The organism is Variovorax sp. FG153, from assembly GCF_057809595.1.
The window spans coordinates 343944-361669 of sequence record NZ_JBMDKG010000001.1 but is presented as its reverse complement, the minus strand read 5'-3'; the positions used below and the strand labels follow the sequence as shown (position 1 = coordinate 361669).

The 17726-nt window shown below is 70.3% G+C and carries 19 protein-coding genes; 1 reads left to right on the top strand and 18 read right to left on the bottom strand.

Annotated elements, in window-relative coordinates; translation table 11 throughout:
* Positions 1-3 precede the first annotated feature (3 nt).
* Positions 4-1161 (top strand): epoxide hydrolase family protein, encoded by a 1158-nt coding sequence (locus ACODT0_RS01675; RefSeq protein ID WP_489040368.1) that lies wholly within the window; start codon positions 4-6, stop codon positions 1159-1161.
* 7 nt (positions 1162-1168) lie between these two features.
* On the opposite strand, the gene ACODT0_RS01670 is transcribed toward ACODT0_RS01675, so the two are convergent.
* Genes ACODT0_RS01670 through ACODT0_RS01585 form a run of 18 tightly spaced genes read right to left on the bottom strand, consistent with a single transcriptional unit; the run spans position 1169 to position 17725 of the window.
* Positions 1169-2002 (bottom strand): IclR family transcriptional regulator, encoded by an 834-nt coding sequence (locus ACODT0_RS01670; protein WP_422098804.1) that lies wholly within the window; start codon positions 2000-2002, stop codon positions 1169-1171.
* 34 nt (positions 2003-2036) lie between these two features.
* Positions 2037-2351 (bottom strand): NIPSNAP family protein, encoded by a 315-nt coding sequence (locus ACODT0_RS01665; RefSeq protein WP_057593533.1) that lies wholly within the window; start codon positions 2349-2351, stop codon positions 2037-2039.
* Between the two features lie 13 nt (positions 2352-2364).
* Positions 2365-3171 carry an SDR family NAD(P)-dependent oxidoreductase gene (locus ACODT0_RS01660; RefSeq protein WP_057593532.1) on the bottom strand — a complete coding sequence of 269 codons (807 nt, stop codon included), beginning with the start codon at positions 3169-3171 and terminating at the stop codon, positions 2365-2367.
* On the bottom strand, positions 3168-4163 hold the full coding sequence (locus ACODT0_RS01655) for a Bug family tripartite tricarboxylate transporter substrate binding protein (protein ID WP_489040367.1): 996 nt from the start codon (positions 4161-4163) through the stop codon (positions 3168-3170). The genes ACODT0_RS01660 and ACODT0_RS01655 overlap by 4 nt, the downstream gene beginning before the upstream one ends.
* A gap of 25 nt (positions 4164-4188) precedes the next feature.
* Entirely contained in the window at positions 4189-4983 is a 795-nt protein-coding gene (locus ACODT0_RS01650) for an SDR family NAD(P)-dependent oxidoreductase (protein ID WP_057593541.1), read from the bottom strand.
* Between the two features lie 14 nt (positions 4984-4997).
* Complete coding sequence (locus ACODT0_RS01645; RefSeq protein ID WP_057593530.1) at positions 4998-5783, bottom strand: enoyl-CoA hydratase/isomerase family protein; 786 nt, start codon at positions 5781-5783, stop codon at positions 4998-5000.
* A 44-nt stretch (positions 5784-5827) separates the two neighbouring features.
* On the bottom strand, positions 5828-6862 hold the full coding sequence (locus tag ACODT0_RS01640; protein WP_489040366.1) for an acyl-CoA dehydrogenase family protein: 1035 nt from the start codon (positions 6860-6862) through the stop codon (positions 5828-5830).
* Between the two features lie 12 nt (positions 6863-6874).
* The gene (locus ACODT0_RS01635) at positions 6875-8056 is read right to left on the bottom strand and encodes an acyl-CoA dehydrogenase family protein (RefSeq protein WP_057593528.1); all 1182 of its coding nucleotides are present in this window, start codon (positions 8054-8056) and stop codon (positions 6875-6877) included.
* Between the two features lie 22 nt (positions 8057-8078).
* The gene (locus tag ACODT0_RS01630; protein WP_489040365.1) at positions 8079-9062 is read right to left on the bottom strand and encodes a quinone oxidoreductase family protein; all 984 of its coding nucleotides are present in this window, start codon (positions 9060-9062) and stop codon (positions 8079-8081) included.
* On the bottom strand, positions 9052-10659 hold the full coding sequence (locus tag ACODT0_RS01625; protein ID WP_489040364.1) for a class I adenylate-forming enzyme family protein: 1608 nt from the start codon (positions 10657-10659) through the stop codon (positions 9052-9054). The genes ACODT0_RS01630 and ACODT0_RS01625 overlap by 11 nt, the downstream gene beginning before the upstream one ends.
* Position 10660: 1 nt before the next feature.
* Positions 10661-11374: an SDR family NAD(P)-dependent oxidoreductase gene (locus tag ACODT0_RS01620; protein ID WP_489040363.1), complete on the bottom strand. Its 714-nt coding sequence runs from the start codon at positions 11372-11374 to the stop codon at positions 10661-10663.
* Positions 11371-12498: a glycerol dehydrogenase gene (locus ACODT0_RS01615; protein ID WP_064262128.1), complete on the bottom strand. Its 1128-nt coding sequence runs from the start codon at positions 12496-12498 to the stop codon at positions 11371-11373. Before ACODT0_RS01615 ends, ACODT0_RS01620 begins: the two co-directional genes overlap by 4 nt.
* Entirely contained in the window at positions 12495-13484 is a 990-nt protein-coding gene (locus ACODT0_RS01610; RefSeq protein WP_413765665.1) for a transketolase family protein, read from the bottom strand. Before ACODT0_RS01610 ends, ACODT0_RS01615 begins: the two co-directional genes overlap by 4 nt.
* Positions 13477-14325 (bottom strand): transketolase, encoded by an 849-nt coding sequence (locus tag ACODT0_RS01605; RefSeq protein ID WP_057593523.1) that lies wholly within the window; start codon positions 14323-14325, stop codon positions 13477-13479. Before ACODT0_RS01605 ends, ACODT0_RS01610 begins: the two co-directional genes overlap by 8 nt.
* Positions 14326-14351: 26 nt before the next feature.
* On the bottom strand, positions 14352-15068 hold the full coding sequence (locus ACODT0_RS01600; protein WP_489040362.1) for an ABC transporter ATP-binding protein: 717 nt from the start codon (positions 15066-15068) through the stop codon (positions 14352-14354).
* The gene (locus tag ACODT0_RS01595; RefSeq protein ID WP_057593521.1) at positions 15049-15795 is read right to left on the bottom strand and encodes an ABC transporter ATP-binding protein; all 747 of its coding nucleotides are present in this window, start codon (positions 15793-15795) and stop codon (positions 15049-15051) included. Before ACODT0_RS01595 ends, ACODT0_RS01600 begins: the two co-directional genes overlap by 20 nt.
* Positions 15792-16832 carry a branched-chain amino acid ABC transporter permease gene (locus tag ACODT0_RS01590; protein ID WP_489040361.1) on the bottom strand — a complete coding sequence of 347 codons (1041 nt, stop codon included), beginning with the start codon at positions 16830-16832 and terminating at the stop codon, positions 15792-15794. The genes ACODT0_RS01595 and ACODT0_RS01590 overlap by 4 nt, the downstream gene beginning before the upstream one ends.
* A complete protein-coding gene (locus ACODT0_RS01585) occupies positions 16832-17725 on the bottom strand; it encodes a branched-chain amino acid ABC transporter permease (RefSeq protein ID WP_057593520.1) in 894 nt (297 codons plus the stop codon). The genes ACODT0_RS01590 and ACODT0_RS01585 overlap by 1 nt, the downstream gene beginning before the upstream one ends.
* Position 17726: the final 1 nt, after the last annotated feature.

The following is a 17726-nucleotide window of genomic DNA, read 5'->3' as shown; positions in this document are numbered from 1 at the left end:
CGCATGACGCCCCGACCTTTCAGGCTTCGAATCGCGGATGACGCGATCGCCGATTTGCATGCGCGGCTGGACATGACCCGCTGGCCAGACCAGCCCGCGGGCCCGCCCTGGGCGTACGGGGCCGACCTGGCCTGGATGCAGCGGCTCGCCACGCAGTGGCGCCATCGTTTCGACTGGCGCGCGCAGGAGCAGCGGCTCAACGCGTTTGCGCAATACACGACGCCGCTGCACGGAATCCAGCTGCACTACATCCACGTGGCGGGCCAGGGCCCGGCGCCCATGCCGCTGCTGCTTTCGCACGGCTGGCCTGGCTCGGTGTTCGAATTCGCCGAGTTGATCCCGCGGCTGACCGACCCGGCGCGCTTCGGTGCCGATCCCGCCGATGCCTTCACGGTGGTGGCGCCCAGTCTGCCGGGCTATGGCCTGTCGTTCCACCCCGGCCAGCCGGGATTCTCCGTGGAGCAGATCGCCGATGCGTTCGCCGCGCTGATGACCGACGTGCTGGGTTACGGGCGTTTCGCCACCCAAGGTGGCGACTGGGGTGCCTCCATTTCCGCGCGGCTCGGGCTGGTGCATCCACGCAAGACCATCGGCGTGCACCTGAACCTGTTGCCGATAGCGCGCGATCCGGCGCGTTTGGGTTCCAGCCCGGCAGCGCAGCGCTACCGCGAGGAACTGCAGCACTGGCTGCGCGAAGAGACCGGCTACAGCGCGATCCAGGGCACGCGACCCCACACGCTGGCCTTCGGCCTCGGCGATTCGCCGATCGGCCTGGCGGCGTGGATCGCCGAGAAGATGCGCGCCTGGTCCGACTGCGGCGGCGACATCGAATCGGTGTTCAGCCTGGACGAGATCCTGGCCAACGTGTCGCTGTACTGGTTCACCGGCGCCATCGGCTCCTCGTTCTGGCCCTACTACGCGCGCCAGCATGCCGCGCAGTGGCCGATCCCCGAGGGCGCCACCGTGGACGTGCCCATGGGCTATGCCGAGTTCCCCGCCGAAATCCTGCATCCGCCGCGCGAACTGGCCGAGCGCACTTTCACCGACATCCGGCGCTGGAGCGCGCTGCCGCGCGGCGGCCATTTCGCGGCCATGGAGCAGCCCGAGCTGCTGGCCCAGGAGATCCGGGCGTTCTACCGGCCGCTGCGCGGCACGGCCTGAACCGGATTCACTGCGCGGGTTGCAGCCCGAGCGCGCGCAGTTCGGTCTCCATCAACTGGCGCAGCCGGTGCTGGCGCTCGTAGCCGAAGCGCGCCGTCAGCGTCGCGATGCTGAGCGCGCCCATGGCGTGCTCGCCCATGCGGAACGCAATGCCGAAGCCGGCCACGCCGACCTCGCCGAAGGCATCGAAGGTCACCATGCAGCCCTGCTCGCGCGCCGCCACGCCGGTCTGCAGCAACTGCTCCACCGCCAGGCCGTTCTCCGCATACTGCGCGGCATTGCGCGCATGGATGGCGGCGATCTCCGCGGGGTCCATCAAGCCGAGCACCGCGCGGCCGCCGGTGCCGGTGCCGATCAGGCGGCGCTGGCCGATGTTGGTCGTCAGGATCTTGATCGGCGAGCTGCCCTCCTCGCGGTGCGCGCAATACACCAGGTCGCCCTGGCGCATCATCAGGAACACCGTGTCGCCGCCGATGCGCCCGATGCGCTTCATGGTCGGCACGAAGCGGCGCAGCAGCGGCGTGGGCTGGGGCAGCAGCGAGCCGAGCAGCACCGCCTGGGGCCCCAGCCGGTACAGATGCTCGGCATCGCGGTCGACGAACTGTTCGTCGACCAGGCAGCAGAGCAGGCGGTATGCCGTGGCCCGGTCCAGGCCCGAGTCCCGCACCAGCTGCGCCAGCTTGATGCCGTGGTCGTTGCACTTGGCCACGCGCCGCAGCAACTGCAGCGCGCGGCGCACGCTCTGCGTGCCGCGCGCCGGCCCCTCGCCGGGCCCTTCCACCGCGGTTTCCGCCAGCGCTTCGCCGCCGCGTTTCTCTTCCGCCGACAATTCCGAACCCACACGCACCTCCTTGGCCGATTGGCGCCGCGCCGGCTCAGCGCAGCGGCGAGAAACCGGTCGGCTTGAGCAGGCGATTCTCCATGCCGACGATCCACGGCAGCACCTTGGCCGAGAACGCGATCCACTGCGGATCGTTCCACAGCGCGGTCCGGCGCCGGTCCCTGTCCACCAGGTCCTCGAAGCCCCAGATGTGCACCGCCGTGTTCAATTGCCCGGTCTCGGCCGTGAAGTAGGCCACCAGGTGACCCAGGTGACCGCGCACCAGCGGCAGGCCCTCGGCCTCGAAAAGCGTGAGGAACGGCCGAAAGTTGGCCGGCGCGAAACTGTAGTTGCGTTCTTCGTAGATCATGTGTCGCCTCCGTTCAATCCAGGGGGCCGTCGTAGGCGTCGCTCGCGGCGCCCCAGGCCATGTAGCCGCCATCGACCGGCAGGGTCACGCCGGTGATGAACTCGGCGCGGTCCGAGGCGAGGAACAGCACCGCGTCGGCAATGTGCTGCGCCGTGCCGAGCCGACCCGCCGGGGTGCGGCGCCGCACGCGCTGCGCATCGAGCTTGCCCTCGTCGATCAGGCGCTGCGAGAACGGCGTCAGCATGTAGCCCGGCGCCACCGCGTTCACGCGCACGCCCTGCGCCGCCCACTCGCAACCCAGCGTGCGGGTCATCATGCCGATGCCGGCCTTGGCCGCGCTGTAGGCATTGCGACGCGCGAGCCCGAGCACGCCGGCGATCGAACTGAGGTTGACGATCGCACCGCGGCCTTGCGCCAGCATGTGCGGCGCGGCCGCCTTGCACATCAGGTAGGTGCCGCACAGGTGGATGTCGACCAGCCGACGGAAAGCGGCCACGTCCTGCTCCACGGTGGGCTGGAAGGTGTCGGGAATGCCGGCGCAGTTGACCAGCACATCGAGCCGCCCCCAGCGCGCCACCGCGGCATCGACCATGCGCCGCACGTCGCCTTCGTCCGCCACGTCGCCGGCCAGGCCCAGATGGTCGGGGCCCAGCTGCGCGGCCTCGTCCAGCGCGGCATCCCGCCGCAGATCGGCCACTGCCACCCGCGCGCCCGCGGCCGCGAAACCACGGGCCGAGGCCTGGCCCAGGCCGCTGGCGCCGCCGGTGATCAGGACCACCCGGCCTTGCAGTTCCGGATAGGCATGTTCTCGCCCGCTCATTGCTCGAGCTTGATGTTGGCCGCGCGGATCACCTCGCCCCACAGCGCGCTCTGCGCCTTGACGAAGGCGGTGAACTCGGCGGGCGTGGTCGGCGACGGCTCGATGCCCAGGTCGGCCAGGCGCTTGCGGATGTCGTCGGAGGCGAGCGCCTTGTTGAGCTCGGCATTCAAGCGCGCCACGATGGGCTCGGGCGTGCCCGCGGGCGCCGCCAGGCCTTGCCACGAATACGACTCGAAGTCGGCCAGCCCGGCCTCGGCGAAGGTCGGCACCTCGGGCAGCGCCGCGCTGCGCCGCGCCATGGACAGCGCGATCGGCCGCAGCTTTCCGCTCTTGATGTAGGGCAGGCTGGCGGCCGTGTTGACCAGGTACATGTCGATCTGACCGCCCAGCAGGTCCTGCAGCGCCGGTGCGTCGCCCTTGTAGGGCACGTGGAGCAGCGCGATGCCCGCCTTGCGCTGGAACAGCTCCATGCCCAGGTGGTTGGGTCCACCCGCTCCCGGCGTGGCGTACTTCAATCCGCCGGGCTCGGTGCGCGCCAGCGCGATCAGCTCGGCCAGCGTGTTGGCCTTCAGCGTGGGCCGCACCACCATCACGAAGGGAAATCGCGTGGTGCCGCCGATGTAGCTGAAGTCCTTCTCGGGCTGGTAGGGCACGCGCTTGTACAGGTGCTGGGCCAGGGCCACCGTCGAGGTGTCGACCGTGCCGACCGTCAGGCCGTCGGGCTTGGCGCGAGCCAGCAGATCGCCCGCGATCATGGTGCCGCCGCCGGGCTTGTTGTCGATGACCAGGGTCTGGCCCAGCGCGCGCCCCATGGAATCGCCCAGCATGCGCGCCACCACGTCGGTGCCGCCACCGGCCGGATAGGGAACGATCCAGCGCGGCGGCTGGCTGGGGTATGGCTGCGCCAGCGTCCGCGTGGACAGCGCCGCGCCCGCGGCCAGCGTCAGCAGCGCGCGGCGGCTCAGGTGCGCGGAAGCGTCGAAATCTTTCATGCTTGTCTCCTTGTCTTGCAATCGATCAGCGCGGCTGGGGCGCGCGAACCCCGCCGAAGGTCTGCCACGAGCCCGCGACCAGCCAGCCCGCGTCGGCCGGCACGTTGATGCCCGTCAACACACCGGCCTCTTCGGACAGCAGGAACACCACGACCCGCGCGATGTCCCGTGGTGCGATCAGCCGGCCCAGCGCGCTGTGCGCCTTGAGCTTTTCGGGATCGCGCAGCCCCAGGTCGATCTGGCTCTGCAGCGCGGCCGTGACGGTATAGCCCGGCGACACGGTGTTCACGCGCACGCCCGAGCGGCCCCACTCGGCCGCAAGGCATTCGCCCAGCGAGATGACCGCGGCCTTCGCGGGCGAATAGGCATGCAGCGGCATGGAGCGCATGCCCGCCACCGAGGCGATGTTGACGATGGCGCCGCGCCCGGCCCGTGCCATCGCGCTGCCGAACACCGCGCAGCACGAATAGGTGCCCTCGAAGTCGATCGCGAGCACGCGCTGGAATTCCGCATGCGGCAGGTCGGCCGGCGTGTCGGGCGATTGCACGATGCCGGCACAGTTCACCAGCAGGTCGACGTGCAGGCCCCGCGCCTGCAGCCGTGCCTGCGCCGCCTGCACGGCCGCGTGGTCGGACACGTCGAGCACCAGGGCCTGGGCGCCGAGGCGCCGCGCCGCCTCGTGCGTGCGCGCCTCGTCGATGTCGGCCAGCACCAGCGTGGCGCCGCGCGCGACCAGCAGCTCGCAGCAGGCCAGCCCGATGCCGCTGGCACCGCCGGTGACCAGGGCCAGGCGGCCCGCGAAATCCTGTATCTCGCTCATCTGCGCGCGCACCTTCAACGACCGCTGAACACCGGCTTGCGCTTCGATGCGAACGCCTCGACCGCCTCGTGGTGGTCCTGCGTCAGGTTGGTCAGGCACTCGTAGGCCGTGCCCGCGTCCATGTGGCCGTGCGCCAGCTGGCGCAGCGGAATGGTGTAGCCGGCCTTGGTCCAGCGGATGGCCTTGGTGGCACCGTTCTTGAGCTTGCTCACCAGGGCCTCGACCTTGGCGTCCAGTTCGTCGGCCGTGCTCACGTTGCCGACCGCGCCCAACTGCTTCGCCTCGGCCGCGCTCAGCAGGTCGCCAGTCAGCAGCAGTTCGCGCGCCTTGCCGAAGCCGATCATCTGCGGCCACAGGAAGCCTCCGCCATCGGCTGCGTTCAGGCCCACGCGCACGTGCGGATCGCCGATGCGCGCATGGTCCGCCATCACCGTGATGTCGCACAGCAGCGCCAGGGTGGCGCCCAGGCCCACGGCGTCGCCGTTGATGCGGCCGATGATGGGGATCTCGCAGTCCAGCATCGAATAGACGATGCGCTTGGCCTCCCAGGTCACGATCTCGAAGCCCTCGGGCTCGCGCACCGCCTCCTTCATCCATTCGATGTCGCCGCCGGCGCAGAAGGCCTTGCCGGCGCCCGTCAGCACGATCACGCCGATGTCGCGGCGCTCGCCCAGGTCGATGAACACGCGCGACAGCGCGGTGTGGAGTTCGGCGTTGACCGAGTTCAGCGCATTCGGACGGTTGATGGTGACGCGGGCGACGCGGTCGGCGATCTCGACCTGCAGGGCGGAATTGGACATGGGGAAGTCTCCTGTGGAAAAAGAGGTTGGAAAGAAGGAAGGGGTCAGGCCGCCAGCAATTGCCGGCGCACCTCGATGCGGTTCAGCTGCGCCTCGGCGGCACCGAAGCACCGGGCATTCACGTGCAGGCGGCGGTACCAGTGCGTGAGCCGGTATTCCTCGGTCACGGCGATGCCGCCCGTGACCTGGATCAGCGCGCCCACGCCGCGCAGCACGCGCCGGCCGACGAAGCTCTTGGCCACCGGCAGCGTGGGCCAGGGGCCAGCTGCCTCGGCATCGATCTCCTGAGCGAGGCGCTCGGTCAGCGCCAGCGCCTGCTGGAGGTCGCAGAAGATCTCGGCCATGCGGTGCTGCAGTGCCTGGTTGGCCGACAGCGGCTTGCCGAACTGCATGCGCTGCTTGAGGTAGTCGAGCGTGAGTTCGAACGCGGCCTCGAACACGCCGGTGGCATCGGCCACCAGCGCGGCCGCGGCCCGGTCGACAGCCTGTTCGGCCAGGCCGGGCCAATGGCGCACCGTGGTCCGGTCGAGTTGAAGCCGCGCCGTGGCGCGCCCGTCCACCCAGCGTGCCGGTTCGCGCGAAACACCGGCGGCCGCCAGCTCCAGCAGCGCCAGGCCGCCGGAGGCGAGCGGCAGCAGCGCGTGGGTGGCGTGCTCGGCGCCCAGCAGCGCGCCGGTGCGACCGCTCAGTTGCTCCGCATCCCGGCGCGGCCTTTCGGCCTCGGGCTGCAGGTCGGCCATGGCCAGGCGCAGCGTTCCGGCGCTCAGCGACGCCGCCAGTTCAGGGGCCAGCCGCACGAGCAGCGGGGCCAGCAGCAGATGCAGGTCCAGCGCTTCGGGCCGCGCGTCGCGGCCGGCCAGGCGCAGCAGCTCGAAGCAGGCGCTGGCCGGTGCGCCGAAGCCGTCGGCCTCCTCGGGCAGCGGCAGCGCGAGCCAGCCGAGGCCGGCCAGCGCGGCCCAGGAGCCTGTCGGCGCAAGGTGGCCCTGGCGGAACCGGGCCACGCGCTCGGACAGCGGTGCATGCTCGGCGAACCAGCGCCTGGCCCCGTCCAGCAGCAGATCGAGTTCTTCGCGTTCCATGGTGCGGCTCCCTCACATGTCCAGGATGGACTTGGCGATGATGGTTTTCTGGATCTCGTTCGCACCCGCGTAGATGGTCACCACGCGGCGGAAGAAATGGCGCTCGGCCCAGCCCCGGCCCGCGGGATGCAGCAGTCCGCTGCCGTAGTCGGCGCCCAGCACCAGGCCGGCGTCGCCCAGCAGCGCCATCGCGGTTTCGCTCACGCGCTGCTGCAGCTCGGAGCCGCGGATCTTCAGCGTGGACGCGGCGGGCCCCGGTTCGATGCCGCGCATCTGCTCGGCGATGACCGAGAGCGCGGCCGACTCCAGCGCGACGAAATCCGCCGTCAGCACGGCCAGCCTGCGCCGCACGCCGGCCTGCTCGATGAGGGGCCTGCCATCGGCGCCGCGGCACTCGCGCGCCAGCCGGTCGAGCTCGACGATGTCGCGCTTGGTGCGCGGCGCCTGGGCGTTGTTCACGCGTTCCCGCGCCAGCAGGTCCTTGGCATAGCCCCAGCCCTTGTTGGGGGCGCCGATCATCGCGTCGGCCGGCACGCGCACGCTGTCGAAGAACACGGCGTTGACGCTGTGGCCCTCGTCCATCGTGAGGATCGGCTGCAGCGTGATGCCGGGATCGCGCATGTCGAGGATGAACACCGACAGGCCGGCCTGCGGCTTGGCCTCGGGCTCGGTGCGCGCCAGGCAGAACATCAGGTCGGCGTGATGGCCGCTCGACAGCCAGGTCTTCTGCCCGTCGATGACCCAGTGGCTGCCGTCGAAGCGCGCGCGCGTCTTGAGCGAGGCCAGGTCCGACCCCGCATTGGGTTCGGAGAAGCCCTGGCACCAGAACTCCTCGCCGGCAAGGATCCTGGGCAGGTAGCGCGCCTTCTGCGCGTCGCTGCCTTCGGCGATCAGCATCGGACCGGCCAGGAACAGGCCATGCACGTCGCCCAGCGGCGCATCGGCGAACGCGCTCTCCTCCTCGAAGATGTAGCGCTGCAGGGCCGTCCAGCCGGTGCCGCCCAGCGCTTGCGGCCAGTGCGGCGCGCCCCAGCCGCGGCGGTGCAGGATGGCCTGCCAGCGCGCCATGTCCTCGCGCGCCATGTGCAGGCCGCCGCGCGTCTCGTGGCGCAGGTCCTCGCTCAGGTGGGTCTGCAGGAAGTCGCGCACTTCCGCGCGGAAGCGGCGCAGCTCGGGGGTGTTGAACAGGCTCATGGGTCGTTGGGGGCGAGTGGATTCAAGGCAGCAGCACCAGCGAGCCGGTGGTACCGCGCGACTGCAGCGCCTCGTGCGCCTGCGCCGCTTGCCGCAGCGCAAAGCGCCCGCCGATGTGCACCTGCAGGGCGCCGTCGGCCACCAGGCCGAACAGCTCGTCGGCCGCAGCCTGCAGGTCGGGATGCGTGCGCACATAGGCGAACACGCCCGGCACGGCCACGCCGATCGAACGCGCAGGCCCGAGGTCGGCCAGGGCCACGTTGGGCAGGCCCTCGGCCACCTGGCCGAGGTTGACGACTTGGCCGAATGGCTTGACCACGCGCAGGCAATCTTGAAAGACCGTGCCGCCGAGGCCTTCGAACACCGCATCGACACCGGCGCCATCGGTGAGCGCCCGCACCGCCTCGACGAAGGGCTGCTCGCTGCCCACGATGACCGCATCGCAACCCTGGCGTCGCGCCTGCTCGGCCTTCGCCGCGGAGCCGACCACGCCGATCACGCGGCAGCCCAGCCGGCTGGCCCACTGCGTGAGCAGCGAACCCAGGCCGCCCGCGGCCGCATGCACCAGCACGGTCTGGCCGGGCTCCGGCCGCGTCACCTTGCGCAGCAGCATGTGGGCGGTGAGCCCCTGCAGCGTGACGGCGGCCGCCTGCTCGTCGCTCACGCCATCGGGCACGCGCAGCACATGCCGCGCCGGCAGGTTGCGCAGCGTGGCGTAGCTGCCCACCGGCGGGCATGCGTACGACACGCGCATGCCCGGCGCCAGGTGGGTCACGCCCTCGCCCACGGCCACCACGCTGCCAGCGGCCTCCACGCCGAGCGCGCCGGGCAATGCCGGCAGCGGAAACACGCCGCGGCGGTGGTAGGTGTCCAGATAGTTGATGCCGATGGCACTCTGGCGGATCTGCACCTCGCCGGGTGCCGGCGGCGGCACCTTGATGGGTTCGCACACCATCGCTTCGGGCCCGCCGTAGGCGTGGATTCGAACCGCGTATTCAGTCGACATGGGCATGGGCTTTCGTGGCGGCGAGCAGTTGCTCGCGCAGTTCGCGTTTCAGGATCTTTCCCATCGGGTTCTTGGGCAGGGCTTCGAGCACATGCCATTGGCGTGGCGTGGCGAAATCGGCCAGCAGGCCGGCGCAGTGCGCGCGCAGCGCCGCCGTGTCGAGCGCCACGCCGGGCTGGGCCACCACGCAGGCCGCGATGTCCTCGCCCAGGCCCGCGTGCGGCACCGCGACGACGGCGGCCTCGGCCACCCCGGCGAAGCGGTAGATCGCCTCCTCGACCGCGGCCGAGGCGATCTTCAGGCCGCCCCGGTTGATGATGTCCTTCTTGCGATCGACGAAGTGCAGGTGGCCTTCGTCGTCGATGCGGCCGATGTCGCCGGTGCGCACCCAGCCGTCGACGAAGGCCTCGGCCGTGGCCTCGGGGTTGCGCCAGTAGCCCAGCGCGGCCGAAGGACCGGAGAACACGATCTCGCCGCTTTCGCCTGGTGCCGCCGGCTGGCCGTCCTCGCCGATCACGCGCACCGCGCAGCCGGGCTGCGCCACGCCGATGCAGCCCGCCTTGCGCGGCAGGAACCACGGCGCGAGCACCGTGCCGGCCGGGCCGGTCTCGGTCATGCCCCAGATGTGGACCTGGTCCACCCACGGCAGGTGGCGGCGGAACTTGGCGATGACCTCGGCCGGCATGGCCGCGCCGCCGTAGCCGAGCCGGCGCACGCGCGAGAGGTCGTAGGCCGCGTTGGGGTACTCGTCGATCATGAAGTTCAGCGGCGAGGTCACGCCGTGGTAGACGGTCGTGCCCTCGGTCTCGATCAGCCGCAACCGACCCGCGTTGTCGAGCACGCTGGGCTCCAGCACCGCACCGGCGCCGCTGACCCAGGCCGCCATGCAGGCCATGTTGAGCACCGAGCTGGTGTAGACCGGCCAGGCGCCCTGGTAGGTGTCCTGGTCGGTGAGACCGACGGCGCCGCCAATCGCATGACCGCAATAGAGCTGGCTGCGATGGCAGTGCGTGACGGCCTTCGAGCGCGCCGTGGTGCCCGAGGTGAACAACAGAACGCTGGGGTCCTCGGGGCGCGCCACTTCGGGCAGGGCCGCGGCATGGAACTCGGCCTCCGGTTCGGGCCAGGTGTCGGCGGCCGCGGCCGGGCCGTCCAGCAGCAGCACCCGCGCGACGGGGTACAGCGCACCCACGCGTGCGGCCTCCGCCCGCATGCAGACGACGAAGGCGGGCTCCACCAGCGCCAATGCGTGGCGCAGTTCGTCGTCGGAGGCGCGCACGTTCAGCGGCGAGACGATGGCGCCGAGCCGCCAGCAGCCCAGGGCCGTCAGCACGGCCTCGCGCACGGCCTGGTTGGAGACGAACAGCGCGACGCGCTCGCCGGCCTTCAGGCCGCGCGACGACAGGCCGCGCGCCATCGCTTCCATGCGGATCACCAGCTGGGCGTAGCTCAGCCGGTCGCGGTGGCCTCGATGGCTGTGGGCCGACAACGCCAGCTTGAAGGGCGCCTGGGCGGCGCGGCGCCGCAGCAGCGCGGGCACGGTCAGGCCGTGCAGTTCGCCGTAGCGGTTCAGTTCATCGGCAGGTCGCACGTCCACCTCACGCGATGCTGTAGCCGCCATCGACCGGCAGCGTCACGCCGGTGATGTAGCCGGCGTCGTCCGATGCGAGGAAGGCCGCCGCCTTGGCGATGTCGCCCGGCTGGCCCCAATGGCCCGCCGGCAGGCGCTTCAGGATGGGGCCGGCGCGCTCCGGATCGCTGAAGGCATTGACCGACATGCGAGTGTCGATCCAGCCGGGCGCGATGGCATTCACGCGCACGCCCTGCGCCGCGTAGGCGACCGCCAGCGCGCGTGTCAGCGCCTCGACCGCCCCCTTGCTGGCCGAGTAGCCCGGATTGCGGCCCGAGCCGAAGCGGCTCCACATCGACGCGAAGTTCAGGATGCTGCCGCCAGCGGCGGCCAGCGCGGGGCGCAGCAGCGTGCACGCCAGCTGGGTGCCGTGCAGGTTCACGTCGACCACGCGCCGGAAGCCTTCCACCGTGTGCTCGCGCTCGTCGTGCAGGATGATGCCGGCCGCATTGACCAGCAGGTGCAGCCTTGGCGTGCGCCGAGCCACCGCGCCCAGCGCCTCGGCATCGGTGATGTCCATGCGCTCGAACTCGATGCCCGAGCCCTCCAGGCCCGGCTCGGTGTCGAGGCCGAGCGCCAGCACGCGCCAGTGGCGCCGGCGCAGCTCGAGGCCGGTGGCCAAGCCCAGCCCGGTGCCGCCGCCGGTGATGATGGCGAGGCGATCGTCTTGGGGCAATGTCATGCGTTCTCCAGGGATTGCGAAGGGGACCGGTCCGCCAGCGCTTCGAGCCCGCGCATGGCGGCCACGAAGTCCGACGCGCTCAGCGGCCGCTCGAAATGCTTCAGGTGCGGCGCCGTCATCGCGCCGTCGGCGATCGTCCGCAGCACGTCGTCGGTGGCGGGGACGTCGAAGCCTTGCAGGCTGGTCGCCAGGCCGACCGCACGATGGAAGTCCAACTGCTGCTGCATGAAGTCCTGCGGGCGGCGCTCGAGCATGAACTGCACCAGCAGTCCGTAGCCGACCTGCTGGCCATGCAGCGTCGCGGCTATCCGCGGCACGCGCGTCAGGCCGCGCGTCATCGAATGCGCGATCGACAGGCCGCTGTTCTCGAACGCGAGCCCCGCCAGCAGCACCAGCGCTTCCGTCAGGTGCTCGAAATGCATGTCGGGCGAACCGGCCTGCAGCGCGGCCAGCCCCGGCACGGCGTGCTCGCGGATGGCCCGTTCGCAGGCGATGGACAGCTGCGCCGCGGCCAGCGTGTTGCGCCCGCCGAACAGGTTCAGGCCATGGGCGCGGCGCGCCTGCTCGCCCTCGTACAACTTGCACAGCGCGTCGCCGATGCCCGAGACCAGCAATGCACGCGGCGCGCGCACCAGCACCTCGGTGTCCACGATCACCGCATCGGGATTGCGCGGCAGGTGCTCGACCGATTCCATCCGGTGCTCATCGTCGTAGTACACGAAGGACTCGCTGCAGGGCCCGTCGTTGGAGGCCGAGGTCGGCAGCACGACCAGCCGCGCGCCGAGCTCGCGCGACACCGCCTTGCCGGCATCCACGCCCTTGCCGCCACCGGCCGCCAGCACCACGTCCGGCGCGTCGGTGCCTCGAGCCTGCCGCACCAGCCCCTGCACCATGGCGCGCGTGACATCGCCGCGCACCTCGAGCCACGGAACCGCCATGCCTCGCGCGCTGCAACCCGCATCGACGGCCGGGCGCAGCAGGCCGGCGACGATGGCGTCGCACACCAGCACGGGCCGGCGGCCCAGGCGGCTCACCACATCGCCCACCAGTCCCAGCGCGCCGGGGCCCTGGTAGTAGCGGTGCGCCGCGCCGAACGCGCGGATCGCCTGCGGGTTCGCGCTCATGCCAGCCATGCCGTCACGCGTTCGACGATGCGCGCCTTGCTGAGGCCGTACTTGTCCAGCAGATAGGCGTGCGAGCCGCATTCGGTGAACTGGTCGGGAATCGCGATCTTCAGCAACGGGCGGTGCTGGCCGGCCTCGTACAGCGCGTCGATCACGAGGGAAGCCAGGCCGCCGCTGGCGACATGGTTCTCGCAGACCACCAGGCGTTTGACGGAGGCAGCGAACTCGACCAGGCCGGCCGCGTCGAAGGGCTTGATCGACGCGGTGTGGAACAACGAACTGGCGATGCCGCCTGCCGCGAGCTCGCGCTGCGCATCGATGACGCGCTCGGTCATCGATCCGGTGGAGACGAAGCCCACGTCGCTGCCGCCGGCGACCACGTGGCCCTTGCCGATGCGCACGCGATGCGTCGCGGGATCGAACACCACGGGCACGTTGGCGCGCAGCAGGCGGCTGTAGACGGTGCCGGGGATGTCCACGGCCATCTCGGCGATCTGCGCCATCTCGGTCGCGTCGCACGGGTCGAGCACCGTCATGTTCGGGATCGCGCGCATCAACCCCAGGTCCTCGTTGGCCTGGTGCGTGCCGCCATAGCCGGAGGCCAGGCCGGGGTTGCCGGCGAACATCTTCACGTTCTCGTCGCTGTGCGCGCAGGCGATCGCGAGGAAGTCGTAGGCGCGCCGCGTGGCGAAGGTGCCGTAGGTCGTGCAGTAGGCGACCTTGCCGGTCTTCGACAGCCCGGCCGCGGCCATGACCAGCGCCTGTTCGGCCATGCCGACGTTGAAGAAGCGCTGCGGGTACTTGTGGCGGAAGTCGTGTACGTCGGTGTACTTGCCGAGGTCGGCCGTCAGCACCACGAGTTCGGGATGCCGCTCGGCGGCCTTCAGGGTTCCGATGGCGAACGGCGCGAACTGCGCGGGACGGCCGACCACGGCCTCCGATTCGCTCATCGCGAGCGTGCGCGAAGGGACAAGGGTCTCAGGCATTCTCGATCTCCAGTTCGCGGGCGACGTCGTCCCATTCGTCGGCGTCGATGCGCACGAAGTGCGCGCGATCGCGTTGCTCGATGCGGCGGATGCCGCGGCCGGGGCGGGTGCGCATGACCACGGCCTTGGGTTTGCCCTCGCACAGGCGCGCCCAGGCCAGGGCTTCCAGCAGCTGTGCGAGATCGTTGCCGTCGATCTCGCGCACGGCCCAGCCGAAGGCGGCGAAGCGGCCCGCGACGGGCTCGATGTTCACGACCATGGGCCCGTCGGCCTGGATGCCGTTGCAGTCGATCCACGCAACCAGCCTGTCCAGGCCGAAGCTGGCGGCAGCGGTGGCTGCTTCCCAGGTCGAGCCTTCCTGCAGCTCGCCGTCGGACAGCTCGACATGGATGGCCGACTGGTGGCCGTCCAGCCGGTAGCCCAGCGCGGCACCGGTGGCGATGCCCAAGCCGTGGCCCAGCGAACCGCCGGTCATCTCCACGCCGGGCACATGGCCCTCCATCGTGCTCATTTCCAGCGGGCTGCCGTCGGCGCCGTAGCTGGGCAGGCTGGCCGCGTCGATGAGCCCGGCCTCGGCCAGCACGGCCCACATCGCGATCGAGTAGTGGCCGGTGGACAGGTAGAAGCGCTTGCGGTCGGCGCGCGTGAAGTCCAGGTCGTCCGCGCTGAACTCGTGGAAGTAGAGCGCGGCCAGGAAGTCGGCGATGCCCAGGCCCTGGCCCAGATAGCCCTGGCCCTTGCCGCGTGCCTGCACGACCATCTTTCGGCGCAGGGCCAGGGCCTTGGCCCGCAGCCTCTGCACATCGGCCGCCTCGTCCGGCGGGTTCGGTCTCGCGTTCATGAAATGTGTGCTCCTTGCGTGGTGGTTCAAATGCCGAGGTAGGTGGCGCGCAGGTGGCCGTCGGCCAGCAGTTCCCGACCGCTGCCCGACAGGGCGATGCGGCCGTTCTCCAGCACGTGGCCGTGGTCCGCCATCTGCAGCACCTTGAAGACGTTCTGCTCGATCACGAGCACCGTGACGCCGAGGTCGCGAATGCGCCGGATCGACTCGAAGAGCCGGTCGACCATGATGGGCGCCAGGCCCAGCGAAGGTTCGTCCAGCGCCAGCAGCCGCGGCTTGGCCATCAGCGCGCGGCCCACCGCCACCATCTGCTGCTGGCCGCCCGACAGCGTGTTGGCCGCGAGCTTCTGGCGCTCTTCCAGGATCGGGAACAGCGCGAAGACTTCCTTCAAGGTCTGGTCGCGAACCTCGCGCGCACGTGCGTTGTGCGCGCCGATCAGCAGGTTCTCGCGGATCGACATGCCGCCGAACAGCTGCTTGCCTTCGGGCGACTGCACGAAGCCCTGCCTGACCACTTCGTAGGGGGCCAGGCCCTGCAGCGGCGAGCCTTCGAGCCGGATCTCGCCGGCCTGCGGCTTGATCAGGCCGGAGATGGTGCGCAGCAGCGTGGTCTTTCCTGCGCCGTTGGCGCCGATCAACGCGACGAGCCGGCCCGGGGCGATGGACAGGTCCAGCCCGCGCAGCACCGACACGTCGCCATAGCCGGCCACGAGGCCCCGGATCTCAAGCGCCGGCGTCGACATAGTCTTCTCCAAAGTAGGCCTTGAGCACCGCGTCCTGGCGCACCACGTCGGCCGGCAGCCCGTCGGCGATCAGTTCGCCCAGGTTCATCACGATCACGCGGTCGGACAGGCCCATGATCACTTTCATCACGTGTTCGATGATCAGAACCGTGACCCCGCGGTCGCGCACCTTCTTGATCAGCTCCACCATCACCATGGCTTCCTGCGGTGTCGCGCCGGCCACCACCTCGTCCATCAGCAGCAGGCTGGGTTCGGTCGATAGCGCACGGCCCAGTTCGACCTTGCGCCGCTCGAATGCGGTGAGGTTGTCGGCATCCGTGGAGGCCAGGGCCGACATGCCGAGGAAGTCCAGCAGTTCGTCGGCCTTGCTCAGGCTGCGCGCGCGGTCGCGCGTCTTGACCAGGCTGCCCACGACGAGGTTCTCGCGCGCCGTCATGCCGCCGAAGGGCTTGGACAGCTGGAAGGTGCGCGCCAGCCCCGCGGCACAGACGTCCCAGGGCTTGCGGCCGCTGATCTTCCGCCCGTCGAGCTCGATCTCGCCCTCGTCCACGCCGACGAAGCCGGCGATCATGTTGAAGGCCGTGGTCTTGCCGGCGCCGTTCGGGCCCAGCAGCCCCAGGATCTCGCCGCGCCGCAACTGGAAGGACAGGCCCTTCACGGCCTGCACGCCGCCGTAGCGCTTGGAAATGCCGCGCACCGAGAGCAGGATGTCGGAACCCGTGCTCATCGCGTGCTCCTGCCGCGCAGCAGCCAGGTCCCCAGCCGCTTGATCGGATCCCACAGGCCCTTGGGCAGGTACAGCACGGCCAGGATCAGGACCAGCCCGTAGATCACGAGGTGCAGCCCGATGAACTGGCCGCCCAGGTAGCCGCGCGTCACCTCGGCGAGCGGCGCCAGGAACGCGGCGCCCACCAGCGGACCGAACACCGTGCCCTGGCCGCCGATGATGGCCATCAGCGCCATGTCGATGGACAGCTCGGTGCCCATGTTGCGCTCCGGGTTGATGAAGCGGATGAACTGCGCGTAGAAGCTGCCGCCGAGTGCCGTCATGAACGCGCTCAGTGCATACGCGCTCAGCGTGTAGCGGGTGGGATTGATGCCCAGCGATTCGGCGGCATCGCGATCACCGCGGATGGCCTTCAGGCACACGCCGAGCCGGCTGCGTTCCATCAGCCACGTCATGGCCGTGATCACCACCACCAGCACGAGGATGATGTAGTAGTACGGCACCTTGCTCTCGAACTGGAACAGGCTCCAGTCGGTGCCGACCAGCGGAACGCGCAGGCCTTCGGCACCCTTGAGCGAGATGCCCATCACCAGGTCGGTGTTCTCGACCCAGATGCGCACGATCTCGGCCACGGCGATGGTGGTCAGCGCGAAGTACGGCCCGCGCAGGCGCATGGTCGGGTAGCCGATGACCACGGCCAGCAGCGCCGCCAGCGCACCGCCGACCAGCATGCCGATCCACGGCGAGAGGCCGAGGCCGGTGAGCAGCAGCACCGAGCAGTAGCCGCCCACGCCGCTGAACACGGAGTGGCCGAACGAGATCTGCCCCACGTAGCCGCACATCAGGTTCCAGGCACTGGCCAGGTAGGCGAAGTACAGCACCATGATGGCGCTGTGCAGGAAGAACTCGTCGTGCACGGCCAGCGGCAGCGCGAATCCGGCGAGCAGCAACCCCGCCAGGGCGATCCTGGCGACATGGACGCCGCGGGCCGCGGCCGGTCGAACCGAACCTGCCAGCGCGGAGGGAATGGCGGACATCAGACGCCTCCCTTCTTGCCCATCAGCCCCTGGGGCCGCAGCAGCAGGATCACGATGAACAGGCCCAGCGAGAAGATCGCGGCCGTGGGCGTGGCGACGAACTGCGAGGCCACCGATTCGAAGAGGCCGATCACGACACCGCCGACCAGCGAACCGGCGATGCTGCCGATGCCGCCCAGCACCACGACGATGAAGCTCTTGATGCCGAAGGCCAGTCCGACCTGCGGCGTCACCGGGATGAAGGGCGCGATCAGGCAGCCCATCACGGCTACGGTGGCGCAGCCGAGGCCGAAGGTCAGGTTGTAGATGCGGGCCACGTCGATGCCCGACATGGCGGCCGCGTCGCGGTTCGAGGCCGTGGCGCGCACCGCCCGTCCCAGGTCGGTGCGGCCCAGCCACAGCGACAGGCCCAGCGCCATCAACAGCGGCACGGCGGCGGACACCAGGCGCAGCGTGTTGATCGGGAACTCGCCGAGCATGATCGTCTGCACGGCGATGCCGGAGCTGGCCGAGCGGACGTTGGGGCCGAAGGCCATCAGCGCCAGGTTGTCGATCAGGATGTAGACGCCGGCGGTCAGCAGCAGCGCGCTGATGGGCTCGACCACCAGGGCACGCTCGCGCCGCACCAGCGGGGCGATCACCAGCGCCTGCACCGCATAACCCAGCGCGAACATGGCCGGTGCCGCCACGGCGATGCTCAGGTAGGGATCGAGCCCCAGGCGCTGCTGCAGCCAGAAGGCCGTATACATCGCCAGCATCAGGAACGAGCCGTGCGCGAAGTTGACGATGCGCATGACGCCGAAGATCAGGCTCAGGCCGAGGGCGATGCCGCCCAGCATCGCGCCGACCAGGATGCCGTTGATGGCGGCATAGCCAAGTACAAACCAGTCCATG